The organism is Pseudomonas sp. B21-021, assembly GCF_024749205.1.
Classification (GTDB): domain Bacteria; phylum Pseudomonadota; class Gammaproteobacteria; order Pseudomonadales; family Pseudomonadaceae; genus Aquipseudomonas; species Aquipseudomonas paraglycinae.
Window position 1 is genome coordinate 5,600,327 of the sequence record NZ_CP087192.1, and the last position, 18,568, is coordinate 5,618,894.

Annotated in this window: 19 protein-coding genes; 10 read left to right on the top strand and 9 right to left on the bottom strand. The window is 61.6% G+C overall.

The genetic code is table 11. The features are described from left to right. Positions 1-7: 7 nt before the first annotated feature. From LOY31_RS25195 to LOY31_RS25210, 4 genes are all read left to right on the top strand, one after another. Positions 8-1,744 (top strand): FAD-dependent oxidoreductase, encoded by a 1,737-nt coding sequence (locus LOY31_RS25195; protein ID WP_258712341.1) that lies wholly within the window; start codon positions 8-10, stop codon positions 1,742-1,744. After that, the gene (locus LOY31_RS25200) at positions 1,728-2,561 is read left to right on the top strand and encodes an aldo/keto reductase (protein ID WP_258712343.1); all 834 of its coding nucleotides are present in this window, start codon (positions 1,728-1,730) and stop codon (positions 2,559-2,561) included. Before LOY31_RS25195 ends, LOY31_RS25200 begins: the two co-directional genes overlap by 17 nt. 202 nt (positions 2,562-2,763) lie before the next feature. After that, entirely contained in the window at positions 2,764-3,651 is an 888-nt protein-coding gene (locus LOY31_RS25205; protein ID WP_258712344.1) for a neutral zinc metallopeptidase, read from the top strand. Then, positions 3,652-4,605: an alpha/beta fold hydrolase gene (locus LOY31_RS25210; RefSeq protein WP_221534825.1), complete on the top strand. Its 954-nt coding sequence runs from the start codon at positions 3,652-3,654 to the stop codon at positions 4,603-4,605. It begins immediately after the preceding gene. A gap of 130 nt (positions 4,606-4,735) precedes the next feature. Here LOY31_RS25210 and LOY31_RS25215 read toward each other — a convergent pair whose 3' ends face one another. From LOY31_RS25215 to LOY31_RS25225, 3 genes are all read right to left on the bottom strand, one after another. Continuing rightward, positions 4,736-5,329, bottom strand: a complete 594-nt coding sequence (locus tag LOY31_RS25215) for an HAD family hydrolase (RefSeq protein WP_258712345.1) — start codon at positions 5,327-5,329, stop codon at positions 4,736-4,738. Continuing rightward, complete coding sequence (gene tesB / locus LOY31_RS25220; RefSeq protein ID WP_085608733.1) at positions 5,326-6,195, bottom strand: acyl-CoA thioesterase II; 870 nt, start codon at positions 6,193-6,195, stop codon at positions 5,326-5,328. Before tesB ends, LOY31_RS25215 begins: the two co-directional genes overlap by 4 nt. Before the next feature lie 109 nt (positions 6,196-6,304). Continuing rightward, positions 6,305-6,874 carry a GNAT family N-acetyltransferase gene (locus LOY31_RS25225; protein ID WP_085608734.1) on the bottom strand — a complete coding sequence of 190 codons (570 nt, stop codon included), beginning with the start codon at positions 6,872-6,874 and terminating at the stop codon, positions 6,305-6,307. A gap of 82 nt (positions 6,875-6,956) precedes the next feature. On the opposite strand from LOY31_RS25225, the gene LOY31_RS25230 reads away from it, so the two are divergent. After that, a complete protein-coding gene (locus LOY31_RS25230) occupies positions 6,957-7,877 on the top strand; it encodes a histone deacetylase (protein WP_007958746.1) in 921 nt (306 codons plus the stop codon). A 294-nt stretch (positions 7,878-8,171) separates the two neighbouring features. Next, on the top strand, positions 8,172-9,413 hold the full coding sequence (locus tag LOY31_RS25235) for a TIGR03862 family flavoprotein (RefSeq protein WP_258712348.1): 1,242 nt from the start codon (positions 8,172-8,174) through the stop codon (positions 9,411-9,413). Between the two features lie 38 nt (positions 9,414-9,451). On the opposite strand, the gene LOY31_RS25240 is transcribed toward LOY31_RS25235, so the two are convergent. Next, entirely contained in the window at positions 9,452-10,792 is a 1,341-nt protein-coding gene (locus LOY31_RS25240) for a DEAD/DEAH box helicase (protein WP_258712349.1), read from the bottom strand. Between the two features lie 52 nt (positions 10,793-10,844). After that, entirely contained in the window at positions 10,845-11,783 is a 939-nt protein-coding gene (gene yedA, locus LOY31_RS25245; protein WP_085608738.1) for a drug/metabolite exporter YedA, read from the bottom strand. Positions 11,784-11,946: 163 nt separating this feature from the next. On the opposite strand from yedA, the gene LOY31_RS25250 reads away from it, so the two are divergent. Next, positions 11,947-12,399 carry an Lrp/AsnC family transcriptional regulator gene (locus LOY31_RS25250; protein ID WP_007958738.1) on the top strand — a complete coding sequence of 151 codons (453 nt, stop codon included), beginning with the start codon at positions 11,947-11,949 and terminating at the stop codon, positions 12,397-12,399. A 56-nt stretch (positions 12,400-12,455) separates the two neighbouring features. Here LOY31_RS25250 and LOY31_RS25255 read toward each other — a convergent pair whose 3' ends face one another. Continuing rightward, positions 12,456-12,974, bottom strand: a complete 519-nt coding sequence (locus LOY31_RS25255; RefSeq protein WP_007958735.1) for a Bro-N domain-containing protein — start codon at positions 12,972-12,974, stop codon at positions 12,456-12,458. Positions 12,975-13,431: 457 nt separating this feature from the next. Between LOY31_RS25255 and LOY31_RS25260 the strand changes: the two genes are divergently transcribed. Then, a complete protein-coding gene (locus LOY31_RS25260) occupies positions 13,432-14,436 on the top strand; it encodes a hypothetical protein (protein ID WP_007958734.1) in 1,005 nt (334 codons plus the stop codon). An 88-nt stretch (positions 14,437-14,524) separates the two neighbouring features. Here LOY31_RS25260 and LOY31_RS25265 read toward each other — a convergent pair whose 3' ends face one another. The 3 genes from LOY31_RS25265 to LOY31_RS25275 form a co-directional block, all read right to left on the bottom strand. Beyond that, complete coding sequence (locus LOY31_RS25265) at positions 14,525-15,130, bottom strand: PolC-type DNA polymerase III (RefSeq protein ID WP_179693646.1); 606 nt, start codon at positions 15,128-15,130, stop codon at positions 14,525-14,527. Between the two features lie 41 nt (positions 15,131-15,171). Further along, on the bottom strand, positions 15,172-15,651 hold the full coding sequence (locus LOY31_RS25270) for an NYN domain-containing protein (RefSeq protein WP_007958730.1): 480 nt from the start codon (positions 15,649-15,651) through the stop codon (positions 15,172-15,174). A gap of 137 nt (positions 15,652-15,788) precedes the next feature. Further along, positions 15,789-16,547 (bottom strand): DUF2076 domain-containing protein, encoded by a 759-nt coding sequence (locus LOY31_RS25275; protein ID WP_258712351.1) that lies wholly within the window; start codon positions 16,545-16,547, stop codon positions 15,789-15,791. Positions 16,548-16,725: 178 nt separating this feature from the next. Between LOY31_RS25275 and LOY31_RS25280 the strand changes: the two genes are divergently transcribed. Then, entirely contained in the window at positions 16,726-17,400 is a 675-nt protein-coding gene (locus tag LOY31_RS25280) for a YciC family protein (protein ID WP_007958726.1), read from the top strand. Between the two features lie 74 nt (positions 17,401-17,474). Next, positions 17,475-18,566: an endonuclease/exonuclease/phosphatase family protein gene (locus LOY31_RS25285; RefSeq protein ID WP_258712352.1), complete on the top strand. Its 1,092-nt coding sequence runs from the start codon at positions 17,475-17,477 to the stop codon at positions 18,564-18,566. Positions 18,567-18,568: the final 2 nt, after the last annotated feature.

Here is an 18,568-nt window from a genome sequence, read left to right on the forward strand (position 1 = left end):
CTTGCTGATGCCTGCCCTTCCCGATATCGACTGTGACGTTCTGGTGGTCGGCTCCGGCGCCGCCGGTTTGTCGGCAGCCGTCACCGCCGCCTGGCATGGCTTGAAGGTCATCGTGGTGGAAAAGGATCCGGTGTTCGGCGGCGCCACCGCGTGGTCCGGCGGCTGGGCGTGGGTGCCGTGCAATCCGCTGGCCCGGCGCGCCGGGATCGTCGAAGACGTGGAACTGCCGCGCACCTATCTGCGCCACGAACTCGGCGAGCACTACGACCCGGCCATGATCGACGCCTTCCTTGAGGCCGGCCCGCGCATGGTGGCGTTCTTCGAACAACACACCGCCCTGCAATTCGCCGACGGCAACGCCATCGCCGACATCCACGGTGAAACACCGGGCGCGGGCACCGGCGGACGCTCGGTGATTGCCGCGCCCTATGACGGGCGAAAGGTCGGGCGCCTGCTCAAGCGTCTTCGCACAACCATGCGCGAAACATCGTTCATGGGCATGCCGATCATGGCGGGTGCGGACCTGTCGGCGTTTCTCAATCTGACCCGCTCGTTGTCGGCGGCCTGGCACGTGACCCGGCGTTTCACCCGCCACCTGCTGGACCTGGCGCTGCACGGCCGGGCGATGCAACTGGTCAACGGCGTGGCGCTGGTGGCACGGCTGGCGAAGTCCGCCGAAGACCTCGGCGTACTGCTGTGGGAATCGGCGCCATTGACCGAACTGCTGCGCGACGATTCACGCATCACCGGCGCTCGCGTGAACACCACAAAAGGCCCGGTCAATGTCCATGCCCGCAAAGCCGTGGTGCTCGCCGCTGGCGGATTTGCCAACGACATCGAGCGGCGCAAAGCGTTGTTCCCTCGCACGCCCACCGGTCATGAACATTGGGCGCTGCCACCCTTGGGAGTGAATGGCGACGGCCTGCGACTGGGCGAAACCGTCGGAGCCCGGGTCAACACCGAAGTGGCCTCGCCCGTGGCGTGGGCGCCGGTCTCGCAGGTGCCACATTCCGACGGCAGCATCGGCCATTTCCCACACATCATCGAACGTGGCAAACCGGGCGTCATCGGCGTGCTGCGCAACGGCCAGCGCTTCGTCAACGAAGCCAACGGTTATTACGACTACGTCAGCGCCATGGTCGCCGCAGCCCCCGAAGGTGAAGAGGTCGCGTCCTGGCTGATCTGCACCCGCGCGTTCCAGCGGCGTTATGGGCTCGGCATGTCTCGGCCGTTTCCGGTGCCGGTGTCAGGTTTTATCCGCAGCGGCTATCTGAAAACCGGCGATACCCTGGAGGAATTGGCCGGCGCATGCGGCATCGACGCGAAGGGTTTACGCGCCACCGTCGATGATTACAACCACCATGCCCGGCACGGCGAAGACCCGCTGTTCGGTCGCGGCTCGACCCCGTACAACCGCAAACAGGGCGATCCGGCGCAACAGCCCAATCCGTGCGTGGCGCCCATCGAACAAGGCCCGTTCTACGCGGTGAAGGTGCAGCCGGGCTGCTTCGGCACCTTCGCCGGGCTCAAGGTCAACCCGCATGCGCAAGTGCTCGACGCCGAAGACCAGCCTATCGCCGGGCTCTACGCCGCCGGTGGCGACATGTCCAGCATCATGGGCGGGCATTATCCGGCGGGCGGGATCAACCTCGGCCCGGCGCTGACTTTCGGTTACATCGCAGCCCGACACATGGCGGGCGTCACGGCTTTCGAACAGGAGATCGACCATGCAGCACATCGTTAACAGACAAGGACTGAACCTGCCAAAACTCGGCCTCGGCACCTGGCCGATGCTCGGCGACGAATGTACCCGCGCCGTAGAGCAAGCCCTGGAACTCGGTTACCGGCACATCGACACGGCAGCGGCCTACAACAACGAAGACGCCGTCGGACAGGCCCTGGCGAATACGCCGACACCCCGCGAGCAGATCCACGTCACCACCAAGGTTTGGTGGGACCAGTTGCAACCGGATGCCATGCGTCACTCGCTGGAGCGCAGCCTCAAGGCGTTGCGCAGCGAGTACGTCGACCTGTTCATGATCCATTGGCCGACCACCGACTGGGATTTGCCGCGCACCCTCGAAACCCTCGCGTCGTTCAAGGAACAGGGGCTGGCTCGCAACATCGGCGTGGCGAATTTTCCGCTGCCGCTGCTGCGCAAAGTCGTCGAGGAATACGGTATTTCTCTGTCAGCGATTCAGGTCGAGTACCACGTCCTGCTCGGACAAAACGCCCTGCTCGACTACGCCCGTCAACACGATCTGGCGCTGACGGCCTACACGCCACTGGCACGTAACAAGGTCTCGGAAATTCCGCAGATTCAGCAGATCGCCGAAAAACACGGCGTGCTGCCGACTCAGGTCGCGCTGAAGTGGCTGCTGGATCAGGACAACGTCGCGGCGATTCCCAAGGCCAGCAGCAAGACCAATCAACTGGCCAACCTAGCCTCGCTGAATGTCGAACTGGATGATGACGACCGGGCGCTGATCGCTGCGTTGTCCAAGCGCGAACGTCAGGTCAGCCCGGACTTCGCGCCGGTGTGGGATGCCTTCGACCGCTGACACCCGACCCGGCGAAAGAAATCCGCCGGCGAATAGAATTCCCGGCGCTCGCGCTCGTCAATAACAGGCCCGACCTCGTCACCGCGAGGCCGGGCCTTTGTGCGTGTGTACGAATAGACGGACGACCGGACTGGCGCCACACTCACACACCAGCAACACTCATCACCACACACTCTCCACCTGCACAGACGAGGATTCCCACATGCTATGGAAAAAAGGCCGACGCAGTGACAACGTCGTCGATGCCCGTGGCGATGACATGGGCGGTGGTGGCGGCATGCGCTTTGGCGGTGGCAAGGGCCTGAGCCTCGGGGCGATCCTGCTGATCGTCGGCATCGGCTGGATCACCGGGCAGGATCCGCTGCAGATCCTCGGCCAGCTCACCGGGCAGATGACCGAACAATCGGCCCCCACTTCGCAAACCCGTCAAGCGCCGCCGGCCAACGATGAACAGGCCGAATTCGTGCGCTCGATCCTCGGCGACACCGAAGACACCTGGGGCGCAATCTTCCAGCAGGCCGGCCGGCAATATAAGGATCCGACCCTGGTGCTGTTCAGCAACCGGGTCAATTCCGCCTGCGGTCTGGCGACCTCGGCCACCGGCCCGTTCTATTGCCCGGCGGACCAGAAAGTCTATCTGGACATGGCGTTCTTCCAGGAAATGTCCCAGCGCTTCAAGGCTGCCGGCGACTTTGCCCAGGCCTACGTGATCGCTCACGAAGTCGGACACCATGTGCAGACGCTGCTCGGCGTCTCGGCGAAAATTCAGACAGCCCGCCAGCAAGGCCGGCAGATGGAAGGTGACGGCGGCCTGCTGGTGCGCCAGGAACTGCAAGCCGATTGTCTGGCCGGGGTCTGGGCCTACAACGCGCAAAAGCGTCTGAACTGGCTGGAACCGGGCGACATCGAAGAAGCCTTGAACGCGGCGAACGCCATCGGTGATGATCGCCTGCAACAACAGGGTCAGGGCCGTGTGGTGCCGGACTCGTTTACTCACGGTACGTCGGCGCAAAGGGTGCGCTGGTTCAAAACCGGATTCGCCCAGGGCCAGGTCGGCCAGTGCGATACCTTTGCGGCGAAAAACCTGTAAATGCATAAATGGCTGTTGGCTTTACTGTTCATCGGCGGCACCGCCCAAGCGGCCGGCGTCGACGCAATCAGTCCCGGGCGCCTGCAATTGCAGGCCGGCGAAATGGCGGTGGGCATCGGCCCGGCGCCGGCGAAAATCGAGCGCGTGCTGATTGTCATTCATGGCCGTCTGCGCAACGCCGAGACCTATCGCAAAAGCGGCGAAGTCGCGGCGGAACTGGCCGGGCAAACCGCCAACACCTTGGTGATCGCCCCGCAGTTTCTCAACGAAAGCGACGTGTCGCTCTACTCGTTACCCGCCAGCGTGCTGCGCTGGCAAGGCAACGACTGGATGGGCGGCGGGTTATCCACAGGGCCGAATCCGCTGAGTTCCTACGCCGCACTGGACGAAATCGTCGCGCGGCTGAGCGATCGCAAGCAGTTTCCGGACGTGAAGCAGATCGTGATCTTCGGCCACTCCGGCGGCGCTCAGGTGGTGCAGCGTTATGCGCTGCTGGCCCAGGAACAACCGGCGCTCAAGACCGAAGGCATTCGCTTGCGTTATGTAGTCGCCAACCCGTCGTCCTACGCCTACTTCAATGAGCAACGTCCGGTGGCCTTCGATCATGCCAAGTGCCCCGGTTTCAACCGCTGGAAGTACGGCCTGGTGGACCCGCCGATCTACTCGGGTGGGCAAACGCCCGCGCAGCTTGAAGGCCGTTACGTCAAACGCGAGGTGATTTATCTGCTGGGCCAGCAGGACACCGACCCGCAACACCCGGCGCTGGACAAGAGCTGCGCCGCCAAAGCGCAGGGGGCTTATCGACTGGAACGCGGGAAGCTGTTTTTCAGTTACTTGCTGCGTCGTCACCCTGAAGGGGTCAATCAGCGCCTGATCGAAGTGCCCGGCGTCGGGCATAACGGCGACGGCATGCTGACCTCGCCGGAAGGCCAGAAAGCACTATTCGAGCAATAAGTTGTTGGGTGGATGGTCTGGCCTCTTCGCGAGCAAGTCGAGTCGTCGCACCGCCGCTCCCACATTTGGAATGCGTTTCCCTGTGGGAGCGGGCTTGCTCGCGAAGGCATCCGTGCAGACAATGCAGGCCTCAGGCGAACAACATTCGCCGCAACTCCACACAATCCTTCGCATGCCAGTCGGTCAGCTCCGGCCACGGATTGTCCGGCAGGTTCACCAGCACCGTGTGGGTGCCCGCCGCCCGGCCGCAATCAAGATCAAACCGGTAATCACCGACCATCACCATCTCGCTCGCCGGCACTTGCCAGGCTTCGGACAGTTTCAGCAGGCCACCGGGATGCGGTTTTGGCTGTGCTTCATCGCGACCCAGCACATCCTCCACCGCAAAACAGTCGGCCAGGCCGATGGCCTCCAGCGTCACATGAGCCAGCTCCCGCGCATTGCGGGTCAGGATGCCCAGGCGATAACCCCTGGCGTGCAGGTCGCGCACCAGCTCCACCGCGCCGACCGCCGGGGTCGAGCCGAGCGCCAGATCCCGCTCATGCTCCAGCAGCCACGCATGTTTCGCCGCCGCTTCCTCGGCGGGCAATGCAGCGAGGTGGGTGAGAATGTCGTCCTCCGCCGGAATCGCCAGCGCCACGCGGATTGCCGCGAAGTCGTGCACGGCGACGGTCAGGGTGCCGTCCATGTCGAACACCCAGTGCCGCACATCCGCCAGACTCATGCCCAGTCCTTGCGATGACGGATCAGGCCTTCCTGGGTCACCGACGCCACCAGTTGCCCGGCGCGGTTGAACACGCTGCCCCGGGAGAACCCGCGCGAGTTGCCGGCCCACGGACTGTCCATGGCGTAGAGCAACCAGTCATCGGCGCGCAGGTCATTGTGGAACCACAACGCGTGGTCGAGGCTGGCGACCTGCATGTCTTTCTGCCAGACCGATTTGCCGTGCGGCAGCATCGAGGTGGTCAGCAGGCCGAAGTCCGAGGCGTAGGCCAGCAGGTATTTGTGCAGCGCCGGGATATCGGCCAAAGCGCCGTCGGCACGGAACCACACGTACTTGACCGGATCCGCCGGTTGCGGGTTGTACGGGTCTTTTTCAGTGACCGGGCGCACTTCGATCGGCTTCGGGCACAGCAGCTTTTCGCGCATATGTTCCGGGATCAGGTGCGCGCGTTGCTGGGTCAGTTCCAGCTCCGACGGCAGGTTTTCCGGGCCGACAACCTGGGGCATCTGGCTCTGGTGTTCGAAGCCTTCTTCGTCGTACTGGAACGAAGCGCTGCAAGTGAAAATCGGGTGGCCCTTCTGGATCGCGGTCACGCGGCGGGTGCTGAAACTGCCGCCGTCCCGCACGCGATCAACCGAGTAGACCACCGGCAACTTGGCATCGCCAGGACGCAGGAAATAACCGTGCATCGAATGCACATGACGCGTTTCTTCAACGGTCTGACTGGCCGCCGACAGCGACTGGCCGAGCACCTGGCCGCCGAACAACTGGCGAAACCCCAGATCCTGGCTGCGACCACGGAACAGGTTTTCCTCGATCGGTTCGAGGGTCAGCAGATCCACCAGATCTTCCAACACTTGGCTCATTCAGACTCTCCTCACACAAAGCTATGCCGCGCAGTCTTGGCTGCGGCGGGGGATTCAGGTTCTGGCCGGCGCCCCCAGGGTGCCGGCCATTGTAAACGTCCGCGCCTGCTTATCCATGCAAGGTTTCCAGCCACTGCTCCCTCGTGATGCGGTACAACACATGTCGCCGTAACGGGTGACCGTCCGCGAGACGCGGGTGGTCGAAATCATCCTGCGGGGCGTGGTGCATGCCGATCGCCTGCATGACTTTCTGCGACGGCAGATTGGTCTCGCTGGTGAACGACACCACTTCATTCAGCGCCACCCGGTCAAAGCCGCAACGCAGAGCGGTCCACGCCGCTTCGCTGGCATAACCAAGGCCCCAATGTTCCTTGGCCAGCCGCCAGCCGATTTCCACCGCTGGGGTGAACGGCGCATCGAAGCCGACCACGCCGAGCCCGGTAAAACCGATGAACTCGCCGCTGTCCTTGCGCTCCAGCGCCCACAGGCCGTAACCGTGCTCGGCAAAGTGCCCGCGCACCCGGCCGATCAGCGCGGCGCTTTCCAGCCGGCTCAAGGGCGCGGGGAAGTAGCGCATCACCTGCGGATCGGCGCACATCGCTGCGAACGCCGGCAAATCCTCGTCCTGCCATTGGCGCATCAGCAGCCTTGCGCTTTCCAGCTCCAGTATCGGTTCCATCCCGCCCCTCCGCTTGATGCCGTCAGTCTACATCGCTGTTAGGCTTTGCACTCTTTCCTGCAGCCTTTATGAATAGTCCACCATGCCGTTGCCGCTGATCTACCACGAAGACTACAGCCCGGAATTTCCGGCGGATCACCGCTTCCCCATGGACAAGTTCCGCCTGCTGCGCGATCACCTGGTGGACAGCGGCCTGACCCGCGACGAAGACCTGTTGCGCCCTGAACTGTGCCCTGCCGACATTCTCGCCCTTGCCCATGACCGCGGTTATATCGAACGCTACATGAGCGGCGAGTTGTCCCGCGAAGACCAGCGGCGCCTCGGTCTGCCGTGGAATGAAGCCCTGGCTAGACGCACCGTGCGGGCGGTCGGCGGATCGATTCTGGCAGCGGAGAAAGCGCTGGAACATGGCCTGGCCTGCCACCTCGCCGGTGGCACCCATCACGCCCATTACGACTACCCCGCCGGCTTCTGCATCTTCAACGACCTGGCGATCATCAGTCACTACCTGCTGCAAAGCGGCCGGGTGAACCGGGTGCTGATCTTCGACTGCGACGTGCATCAGGGTGACGGGACTGCACGGATTCTGCACAACACCCCGGAAGCGATCACCGTTTCCCTGCACTGCGAAAAGAACTTTCCTGCACGCAAGGCTGAAAGCGACTGGGACATTCCGCTGCCCAACGGCATGGGCGACGCCGATTACCTGAAAGTTGTCGATGACGCGCTCAACTATCTGCTGCCGCTGTATCAGCCGGATCTGGTGCTCTACGACGCCGGCGTCGACGTGCACAAGGACGACGCCCTCGGTTATCTGCAACTGACTGACGAAGGCGTCGCCGCCCGCGACGAAAGCGTGATGCGCCACTGCCTGGGTCGCGACATCCCGGTGGTCGGGGTGATCGGCGGTGGTTACAGCAAGGATCGCCACGCCCTCGCCCGCCGCCACGGGATCCTGCATCACAGTGCGCAGCGCGTCTGGCAGTCATCGGGTTGTCATTGAGTTGTGCTGCGTTACCCACAATGGCTGTGGAACGGCCTGTGGATAACCTGAGCGAAAGGGACTACAGCCCAAGCTGAACATGGCTTGCAGCGCGCTGGTTGTTTTTTGATCAGACCTTTCGATCATCACAAATCCCTGTGGGAGCGAGCTTGGTCCGGGCGGCGATCCGACGATGGCGTCAGTACATTCAACATTTAACTGAATGACTCACCGCTTTCGCGAGCAAGCTCGCTCCCACCCGGTTTCTGCGCTGTTAGAATGCGCGCCATATTTCGTCAGACCGCAGCGCACGCCATGACCCAGATTCACGCCACCTCTCCCGCTCACGTCGCCATCATCGGCGGTGGCCCCGCCGGCCTGATGGCCGCCGAAGTGCTGAGCCAGGCCGGAGTCCGCGTCGATCTGTACGACGGCATGCCCTCGGTGGGCCGCAAGTTCCTGCTGGCCGGGGTCGGCGGCATGAACATCACTCACTCCGAAGCCTACCCGGCCTTCCTCTCGCGCTACGCCGAACGCGCCCCAAACATCGCCCCGCTGCTGCGCGCGTTCGACGCCGATGCGCTGTGCCGGTGGATTCACGAACTGGGCATCGAAACCTTCATCGGCAGCTCCGGCCGGGTGTTCCCCACCGACATGAAAGCCGCGCCCTTGCTGCGCGCCTGGCTCAAGCGCCTGCGCGACAGCGGCGTGGTTATCCACACCCGCCACCGCTGGCTCGGCTGGGACGAAAACGGCGCGCTGCGCATCGACAGCCCGGAGGGCGAGCAAACCCTTACCCCCGACGCCACCCTGCTCGCCCTCGGCGGCGGTAGCTGGTCGCGGCTGGGTTCCGACGGCGCGTGGATGCTGCCGCTGGAGCAACGCGGCGTAGGACTGGCGCCCTTGCAGCCAAGCAATTGCGGCTTCGAGGTGCAGGCCTGGAGCGAAGTGATGGTCAGCAAATTCGCCGGCGCGCCGCTGAAAAATATCGCCATCGGTTTGAACGACGACGTCCCTCGTCTGGGTGAATGCGTGATTACCGCGACCGGCATCGAGGGCAGTCTGATTTATGCGCTGTCAGCGCCGATTCGTGAGGCGATCAATGTGCACGGTGCCGCGACCATTCACATCGACCTGCTGCCCGGCCGGCCTGTGGATAAATTGCAGGCGGCGTTGAGCAAACCACGGGGTTCGCGCTCGATGGCCAAGCATTTGCACAGTCAGGTCGGGATTGATGGGGTGAAAGCGGCGCTTCTGCGAGAACTCACTAATGCTGCGACATTTGCTGATCCGGCGTTGTTGGCCAGAGCGATCAAGGCTTTGCCGCTGACGCTGGTGAAAACCCGTCCGCTGGATGAGGCGATCAGTAGTGCCGGTGGCGTGACATTCGAGGCGATGGATGAGCGGATGATGCTCAAGGCGTTGCCGGGGGTGTTTTGTGCGGGGGAGATGCTGGATTGGGAGGCGCCGACTGGCGGTTATCTGCTGACGGCGTGTTTTGCCAGTGGCCGGGCGGCCGGAGCTGGAATGCTGGATTGGTTGAAGCAGCGCGACTGATCGTTCCCGCATTGCGCGGGAACGCCCCTGTCTGACGCTTAAGGCTTACGCTTGCGCGGCCCGGTATTAAACACCGGCACTTTACGAACAGGCTTGATCGAAGGCTCCGGCGCCTGAGTCTCGCCGCTGTCCACCCACTTGCCCAGATTGCGCTTGCCACCGCCACCACCGGAAGCTTTCGGCTTCTTCGGTTTCTTCGGCTTCTTGATCACCTGACCAGTGGCATCAGTGTCCGGCACACGGTGCTCCGGCACGAAGTCCGGCTCAACCTCACGCTTCAACGTGCTGCGAGTCAGCATTTCAATCGCCGACAACATGTTCACTTCATCGGCGCACACCAGCGAGATCGCCTCACCGGTCGAACCCGCGCGGCCAGTCCGGCCGATACGGTGAATGTAATCCTCGGCCACGATCGGCAGATCAAAGTTGACCACCAGCGGCAGGTCTTCGATATCCAGACCACGGGCAGCCACATCGGTGGCCACCAGAATCTGCACTTCGCTCAGTTTGAAACGGTCCAACGCCCGCTGCCGGGTCGCTTGCGGCTTGTCGCCGTGGATGCCGTCGGCGTTCACGCCCAGGCCCTGAAGTTTCTCGACCAGCGCGTCCACACCATTACGGGTCTTGGCGAACACCAGCACCTGCTTCCACTTGTTCTTGCGCATCAAGTGCACGAACAGTTCCGGCTTGCGCTTCTTGTCCACCGTCACCACCCACTGCTTGACGGTGTTGGCCGCAACGTTGCGCGGGCTGACTTCGATGCTCTGCGGATCGTTGAGCATCTGCCCGGCCAGCAGGCGGATGTCATCGGAGAAGGTTGCGGAGAACAGCAGCGTCTGACGTTTCTTCGGCAGCGCGCGGTAAATGTTCGCCAGCTCTTCGGAAAAGCCCAGGTCGAGCATGCGGTCGGCTTCGTCCAGCACCAGGGTTTGCAGCTGATTGAACTTCAGCGCGTTCTGGCGGAACAGGTCGAGCAGACGGCCCGGGGTCGCGACCAGCAGATCGACGCCGCCACGCAGCTTCATCATCTGCGGGTTGATGCTGACGCCGCCGTACACCGCATACGTGCGCAGCGGCAGGTTTTCAGCGTACTGGCGCACGGCTTCGTGGACTTGTTCGGCCAACTCGCGGGTCGGCACCAGAATCAGCGCACGCACCGAGTTGGCGGTGACTTTCGGCCCTTCCATCGCCAGCAGTTGCAGCAGCGGCAAGGCAAAACCGGCGGTCTTGCCGGTGCCGGTCTGGGCCGCGGCCATCAGGTCACGACCGGCCAGCACGGCCGGAATGGCTTGCGCCTGCACCGGCGTCGGGGTCTGGTAGCCGAGCTTCTCGAGGGAGCGCAGCAAGGGTTCGATCAGGCCAAGGTTGGCGAAAGTCATGGGAGTACCGTAGGAAAAATCAGAGCAAGTGTGCGATGGCGCGCAGTTTACCCTAATTCGCACGCTGCTCCGTCGCTATGGCAGCCGGCTCGCTGACCACCGGCAGCTGCCGTGGGCGGCGCCACTGCGGCAGACCGATCAGCACCACCGCACCGATGATCACCAGCATCGCCAGCGCCTCTTCGATCCCGATGGTCTCGCCGACAAACACGATCCCCAGCAACACCGCCACCGCCGGGTTGACATAGGCATAACTGGTAGCCGCCGCCGGACGAACGTTTTTCAACAGGTACATGTAAGCGTTGAAAGCGATGATCGAGCCGAAGAAGATCAGGTACGCCAGCGCCAGCCAGCCTTCCAGCGGCGGCATGGCTTGCAGGTGTTCGCCGCTGGCCGCGCTGCCGATCAACAGCACCACGCCGCCCACCAGCATTTCCACGGCGCTGGCCATTGCGCCTTGAGGCAGCGGCAGGTGCTTGCTCCACACCGAACCGAATGCCCAACTCGCCGCCGCGAAAATCAGCAGCGCCGCGCCCAGCGGACTCGATTGCAGGTTGGAGCCCATGTTGAGCATGGCGATGCCGATAATCCCCATCGCCACCCCGGCCCACTCCAGACGGGTGTTGCGTGCGCCCCAGAAATAGCCGCAGAGCAAAGTGAACAGCGGCACCGTCGCCACCGCCAGCGCAGCGACACCCGAGGCCACGCCGCTGTGCTCGGCCAGGGTCACCGCGCCGTTGCCGAAACTGAGCAGCAGAATTCCGATGATCCCCGCCGCTTTCCACTGCGCCCAGGTCGGCGCCGGTGCCCCGCGCCAGCGCAGGAAGGCGTACATCAGAGTGCCGGCAATCACGAAGCGCACACCGCCGAGCATCAGCGGCGGCCAGTATTCGACGCCGATGCGGATCACCAGATAGGTCGACCCCCAAATCACGTACAACGCAAAAAACGCTGCGATCAAGGGCAAGGAAAAACGGCGCAAGGCAGACATGGGCAGCTCGAAAGTCAGACTCAGGGGATGGGTTATTCTAGAAAGGCCAACCGCTAAAAATAAGTTACAAAACCTGTTTATAGCGCCGGTACACTTTTGAAAACACGGAGATCGACGGCCAAAACCGCGATTTCGAAAGTCTGGCATTTTCAGGAGTCCGACCTTGGACAAATACGACCGCATGCTGCTCAGCGCCCTGCTCGAAAACGGTCGCGCGTCCTACGCCGACCTCGCCCGCAAAGTGAACCTCTCCGCCCCCGCCGTCGCCGAGCGCGTGGCCAAACTGGAGGCGGCCGGAGTCATCACCGGGTATCAGGCGAACATCGACCTGTCGAAAATCGGCTTGCCGATCCAGTGCGTGATCGAATTGCGCCTCCACCAGAACGGCAGTCAAAAGGTCTACGACGAACTGGTGAAAATTCCGCAACTGACCGAGTGCTTTCGAGTGACGGGCGATCCATGCGTGATCATGAAGGCCGCGGTGGGTTCGATGACCGAGCTGGAAGAGCTGATCAACCGGGTGGCAAAATTCGGGTTCAGCAAGACGTCGATCGTGTTGTCGAGCGCGATAGAGAAGCGGGTGCCGCTCGGCCACATCGAAGGCAACGGAAAGTAACCTTCCCGTCCCGCTCGTTCCCACGCTTTGCGTGGGAACGTTCATCGCGAGGGTCATCAGCCGTAGCTGTAGCCTTCTTGGCTCAAGAGGCTTGGCATGTCCCGCAAGCGAATCCACGGCTCATTGCGCCAATGCAACAGCTTCAAGGTCTGCCCCGCACATAGCATCAACTGCAGATGTGGGCGCGGACTGAAAGAAGACAACACATCCTCGTGCAGTAACGGCACTACCTCATGAGTCAGCCAACGGCGTAGATGGCGGTTTTCCGGAGAGTAGTGATAAACCAGCATTGCATAGACACCTGACTCGCTGAGCATCAGGGTTTCCTGAGTGCCATCAGGTCCCGAGAGGCAAATCGTACGTCGCTGATCCGAATCAAGCTTGAGCACCTGTCGGTCATTGATTTCCAACCCCATCAGACGACCAATACCTCGGGCGCAGAACCAGGCTTCGCCATGTACCAGAGCGGCTTGCAGCTGGATGTGATGGCGGATGAAGGTTTGGGGTTTTACGAGCGACTCACGGCTGAATGACGAGCCGGCGTTTTTTGGAGCGTTGGGAATTACTTTGATCATGGCAAATCACCTAACGAAAGTTGGAGCCGCCAGCATCACTTGCAGATGATGGGTGGCAGCTGTGCGCGGGTCTGCAAGACCGAGTCGTTAGGCAACCTCGGCAGACCCGAGGGTCTCCCGCACACAGCCACCATAAAATCGTTGGTCGCCAAAAGAGCGACGCGATTATAGGTGCACCGGTCAGTGCCTAACAAATTATCGGCGGGCTTGCAGTCCCGGTCGCTGAATTGGCAGCGACAAACAGAGGTTATCGGTGGGCTTGTTGGAGCTCAAGACAGATTATCCCTAACTTTCGGTAGGACACTTCGACAAACGCTACACACGGCTAAACAGCCTATTTACACGAGATTTCTGTGGCCTATGGACACCGCCAGATGCGACCGATAATGTCCTTCAAAAGGTCGATCTTCGGCGCTCGAAAAAACAAGAATTCAATAAAAAAGAGAGGAACTCAGCGATGACTTGGAAGGGAACCCTACGCTCGATGCAAGCGTCAGCGCGAAGAGCCGAACGAAATTCGAAACGACGCCAGCGTGAACTGGAAGTACGACAGAAAGAGTTCGCGAAAATGGAGGCTCGCGAGCAGGCTGCGCATGAAGTTGAAGTCTACGAAAACCACATTGAACTGTTGCTTTCAGTGCACAAGGACTGTGGTGAACAGATCAACTGGGGTGAGTTCGTTAGCCAACCGGCACCGATCAAACCCGTAGAGCTCAATACGCATGAAATCCATGCCAGAGAGAAACATTCCAGCTACAAACCGGGCTTCATTGTTCGCACTTTGAAACTGGAAGCCAGAAAGCGCAGAAAGCTTGAGGAAGCCATTCCCGCAGCAGTGGCCAAAGACACGCAGAAACTGGCTGAAGAATTGAAAGAGTGGGAAGCGCAGCATCGCGAATGGCAGGAAGACTACGATCTTGCGACGGGAGTGCTCGCCGGTAACGGCCAATCCAAGATTGATGCCGTCATGCAAGTGAACCCTTTCACAGATATCTCACATCTCGGCACCTCCATCACTTTCTCGGTTGGAGAAACCGGCATATTTGAATGCACGCTTTCGGTTCACGGTGAGAAAGTGATTCCCCAGGAGATCAAGTCACTGCTGCAGAGTGGGAAACTCTCCGTTAAAAAGATGCCGATCAGCAAGTTCAACGAGCTGCTGCAGGACTATGTGTGTAGCTGCGTTCTGCGAGTAGGCCAAGAGTTGCTCAGTATCCTTCCAGAGCGCATGGTGATCGTGACTGCCGTTGACTCACTTCTTAACTCCGCAACTGGCCATCTGGAGGATCAACCTATCCTCAGTGTCGCTATTTCTCGCGACACGCTGTTCAAACTCAACATGCAAAGCATCGACCCCTCAGACTCGATGAAGAACTTTGTGCACACCATGAACTTCAAGAAAACAACGGGGTTCATGCCGGTGAGCAAAGTCGACAGTCAACATTTTGCCAGTCTGGCCTGACGCAGAAAATTCGCAGCCTTTCGACAGCTCTTACTTGATAGTCGTCAAAGCAGGAGCCGTCTCAGGCTGCGGTCCCTGAAACCTGAAGTCAGCGATAGCGCTGAAGGTGCTCGCCGACTTTAGCGGCCGGCACTTTCTGCAATTTGCACAGCAGGTCATGCGATAGCTCCCGCACCCCATGCTTGCGCCGCAGCTCATCCGCCAAATGCGCCATCAGGTTCGCCGCCATCTCCGCATCCGCCATCGCCCTGTGCGCCTGGCCGGTATGCGGCAACTGGGCAAACGTGGTGAGCGTGCCGAGCTTGTGGTTCGGCGCCGCCGGCATCAAACGGCGGGCCAGCAGCAGCGAACAGGCAAAGTTCTGCAAACGGGTGCGTTTGATCCGGCCCAGTTCGAAGTCCCAGAACTTCTGGTCGAACGCGGCGTTGTGCGCCAGCAGCGGCGTGCAGCCGACGAATTCGTTGACTTCGTTCATCACCTGTTCGGCCGACGGCGCGGTGCGCAGCATGGCGTTGCTGATGCCGGTGAGTTGTTCGATGAAGGCCGGGACGCGGACGCCAGCGTTCATCAGGCTCTGGTAACGCTCGACGATGCGGCCGTTTTCCAGCATGACCACGGCGATTTCCGTGGCCCGGCAGCTGCTGCTCGGCGAGATGCCGGTGGTTTCAAAGTCGATGACTGCAATGCGTTCCAAACCGGGTGGTACTCCGTCCAAATCAATACTTGAGCTTGCGCTCAATTTTTCAACAGCAGCGCGCCTTCGATCGGCACGTAGCGGCTGGCGGCGCGGATCAGCGAGTTGGCGGTCAGGCCGGGAACGCCGTAGGCCACCGCTTGCACGCCGTGTTTGTTGATGATGCGTTCGAGCAGCATGTCGAAATCACCATCACCGGAGGCCAGGACGATTTCGTCGACGTGGTCGGCGGCGTCCATGATGTCGAGGGTGATGCCCACGTCCCAGTCGCCCTTGGCCGAGCCGTCGCTGCGCTGGATGTAGGGTTTGAGTTTCACGGTGAAACCGAGGTTGCGCAGGATCTGCTGGAACTGCTGCTGTTTGCTGTCGCCCCGGTCGATCGCATAGGCGTAGGCCTCGACGATCTGCCCGTGCTGGCTGACATCCGCCCACAGCGCCGCGTAGTTGAAGTGGCAACCATAGGCCTGACGCACGGTGTAGTAGAGGTTCTGCACATCGGCGAACACTGCGATTTTTTTCACCGGAGTTCCTGTGAGCGCTGACGCGCATGAGCCGGATCAGGCACCAGGCCCGAAAAAGGCGCTCAGTATGCCAGCCCGAAGGAAGGTTCCGCGAATAATCGGCCCGGGGCGATCAGGCGCCCCGGACGAATGGTGAGTCAGACGAAGGAATCGTCGTCATCGAAGAACGACGAGTTGTCATCGCTGTAGTCGGTGTCGGTGAAGCCACCCTGATCATTACCGTAGGAGTCGTTGTTGGCCATGCGCTGGTCATCGCCCCAGCCGTTGTTGCTCTGGTCGTTGACCTGGGCCGGCTCTTCCTTGATGACTTCGACGATTTCTTCCGGCTGCTGGTTGTGATGGAACAGGCTGCTGATGCCTTGTGCCAGCATCACGCCACCGGCCACACCGGCCGCTGTTTTCAGTGCGCCGCCGAGGAAGCTGCTGCCCGCCGCCGGGGCCGCTTGTTGCTGGCCATAACCCGGAGGTGGCGCGCCGAAGTTCTGTTGCGGCGCCGGGGCACCGAAGTTCTGCTGCGGTGCCGGTTCACGCCAGCCGCCGGTGGAGGCCGGGGCGCTCTGGGTCGGTGCCGGGCGCGAGCTGCTGCCACCGAAGATGCTCGACAGGAAGCCACCACCGCTGGAGGCCGGCGGCGCGCTCTGCGCCTTGGCCGATTGCAGTTCGGCCTGCAATTGCTTGACCTGTTGAGTCAGTTGTTTGTTCTGTTCGTCGAGGCTTTTGAGGGCAGCCTCCTGCACCAGTATCGCCTGGGTCATGAAATAACCTGCGGCCGGCTGGCGCGTCAGGTGTTCCTTGATCCGCGCGTCAGCCAGTGCGTCGCGCGGGGCTGCCTCCGTTTCGGCCTGTTGCAGCCGGGAAAACAGTCCATCGATCAGGGTTTGTTCTTCGCTGTTCATGGCGACCTCGTAGATTGCCGGGGATAACGTTGCCCTCCTCCACGTCGGATGAGGCGCACCTCTGTAATGGAGGCAGCAACAGAATGTTTCAATGACCTTTACCGAACGTTTACGTTTGCGCAGCGAAACGGATCATCGGTTAAAGTGGGCCACTGTTTTTGACCTGCGATACCGACTGATGAATGCCTTCGATGTGCTGCGCGACTCCCTGTATTTCTTCAAACGCAATCTGGGCCGGATCGTCCAGTTGTGCCTGCCGCTGGTGATTTTCGAAGCCGTGCTGCAACAGGTGGTCGACCATGCCAGCGACCCGGACGGTTACTCGGCCATCAGCGTCATCGTCGGTTTGCTGGTCTATCCGCTGTACACCGCCGCGCTGATTCTGTTTCTCGATGCCCGCACCCGCGGCGAATCTCCGCAAACCCGCGATCTGCTGGCGATGGCCGCTCGCCTGTGGCCGCGCTTCGCCCTTCTTACTGCGTTGAACACGCTATTGATCCTGCTCGGTCTTTCCCTGTATTTCCTGCCAGGCCTGTGGCTGATGGTCACTCTGGCCTTCGGTGAATATCTGCTGGTGCTGCGCGGTTACGGTCCGTTGCAGGCAATGAAGGAAAGCCTGCGCCTGAGCCGTGGGCATTTTCTGCGGATTCTGGTGTGCATCCTGTGTGTGATGGGGCCGTTGTGGCTGCTCAAGGGCCTGACCCTGCAGGTCTATCCCGATCCGCAGAATCCGTTGATTGCGGTGCTGATCGACAGCGGTCACAGCTTCCTGCAACTGTTCACTAGCGTGGTGCTGTTCCGCCTGTTCATGCTGATCAGCGAATTGCCCGACAAACGTGACGGAATAGTCTGACTGCGCCGCGCTTGGGCTGATCGATGGGTCTCGGGTATGCTCGGGACCACTTCCGTATCGCTATAAGCCGAGCCATGACCCGTCTACTGCGCTACATCCTGTTGCCCGTACTGCTCGCCCTCGCCCTGATCGGCACGCTGATCTACAGCCTGACCTGGCGCCCCGACGCCCGGGAAACCCTGCCGGTCAGTTGCACCGGGCAACCACCGACGCTGGTCCCCGGCCAGGCCCTGAAAGTCATGACCTGGAACGTGCAATACCTGGCCGGCAAGCGCTACGTGTTCTGGAATGACCTGGCGCAAGGCGACGACGAAGCCCCGACCCCGGAAGACATGGCGTTCAGCCTCGATGAAGTGGCACGGGTGATCCGCGACGAACAGCCCGACGTGGTGCTGTTGCAGGAACTGGATGACGGCGCCAAGGCGAGCGACTATCAGAACCAGCTCAAGCTGTTGCAGGAACGCCTGACCGACCTCTACCCGTGCAGCGCCCACGCCTTTGACTGGAAGGCCGATTTCGTCCCGGATCCGCACATCTTCGGCAGCGTCGGCCGGCAGCTCGCGACCCTCAGCCGCTACCGCATCGAACACGCCGAGCGCCTGCAATTGCCGGTGCAGCCGTCGAACATCATCAGCCGTCAGTTCCAGCCGAAAAACGCCCTGCTCGCCACCACCCTGCTCGCCACCACCCTGCCGCTCAGCGATGGCGGGCAACTGGTGGTGCTCAACACGCATCTGGATCGCGCCACCCAGCCGGACGACACCTTGCAGGCACAGGTGACAGCGGTGGCCAAGGTCCTCGACAAACATGAAAGCCACGGCACGCCGTGGCTGATCGGCGGCGACTTCAACCTGTTGCCACTCGGCCAGTACCGGCGCCTGCCCACCGAGCAGCGCACGCCGTATTCCGCCGACAGTGCGCTGCATGTGCTGTGGGACAAATACCCGATGATCCCGACCAACAACGAAGCCAGCGGCATCGACCGCGCCAAGTGGCTGACCCACTACCCCAACGACCCCGGCCTCAACGGCCCGGACCGCACGGTCGATTACCTGTTCTACAGCCCGAAGATCAAACGGGTCGACGCCACGGTGCGGCAGGACGATACGTTGCGCATTTCCGATCATCTGCCGGTGATTGCGCGGTTCCTCCTGCCGCCCAACTGACC

Coding starts and splice junctions, on each gene's coding strand:
- LOY31_RS25200 (WP_258712343.1), top strand. CDS start 1,728: ATGCAGCACATCGTTAACAGACAAGGACTGAACCTGCCAAAACTCGGC.
- LOY31_RS25280 (WP_007958726.1), top strand. CDS start 16,726: ATGAATGCCTTCGATGTGCTGCGCGACTCCCTGTATTTCTTCAAACGC.
- yedA (WP_085608738.1), bottom strand. CDS start 11,783: ATGTCTGCCTTGCGCCGTTTTTCCTTGCCCTTGATCGCAGCGTTTTTT.
- LOY31_RS25215 (WP_258712345.1), bottom strand. CDS start 5,329: ATGAGTCTGGCGGATGTGCGGCACTGGGTGTTCGACATGGACGGCACC.
- LOY31_RS25210 (WP_221534825.1), top strand. CDS start 3,652: ATGCATAAATGGCTGTTGGCTTTACTGTTCATCGGCGGCACCGCCCAA.
- LOY31_RS25255 (WP_007958735.1), bottom strand. CDS start 12,974: ATGATCAAAGTAATTCCCAACGCTCCAAAAAACGCCGGCTCGTCATTC.
- LOY31_RS25230 (WP_007958746.1), top strand. CDS start 6,957: ATGCCGTTGCCGCTGATCTACCACGAAGACTACAGCCCGGAATTTCCG.
- LOY31_RS25240 (WP_258712349.1), bottom strand. CDS start 10,792: ATGACTTTCGCCAACCTTGGCCTGATCGAACCCTTGCTGCGCTCCCTC.
- LOY31_RS25275 (WP_258712351.1), bottom strand. CDS start 16,547: ATGAACAGCGAAGAACAAACCCTGATCGATGGACTGTTTTCCCGGCTG.
- LOY31_RS25205 (WP_258712344.1), top strand. CDS start 2,764: ATGCTATGGAAAAAAGGCCGACGCAGTGACAACGTCGTCGATGCCCGT.
- LOY31_RS25260 (WP_007958734.1), top strand. CDS start 13,432: ATGACTTGGAAGGGAACCCTACGCTCGATGCAAGCGTCAGCGCGAAGA.
- LOY31_RS25235 (WP_258712348.1), top strand. CDS start 8,172: ATGACCCAGATTCACGCCACCTCTCCCGCTCACGTCGCCATCATCGGC.
- tesB (WP_085608733.1), bottom strand. CDS start 6,195: ATGAGCCAAGTGTTGGAAGATCTGGTGGATCTGCTGACCCTCGAACCG.
- LOY31_RS25225 (WP_085608734.1), bottom strand. CDS start 6,874: ATGGAACCGATACTGGAGCTGGAAAGCGCAAGGCTGCTGATGCGCCAA.
- LOY31_RS25195 (WP_258712341.1), top strand. CDS start 8: ATGCCTGCCCTTCCCGATATCGACTGTGACGTTCTGGTGGTCGGCTCC.
- LOY31_RS25285 (WP_258712352.1), top strand. CDS start 17,475: ATGACCCGTCTACTGCGCTACATCCTGTTGCCCGTACTGCTCGCCCTC.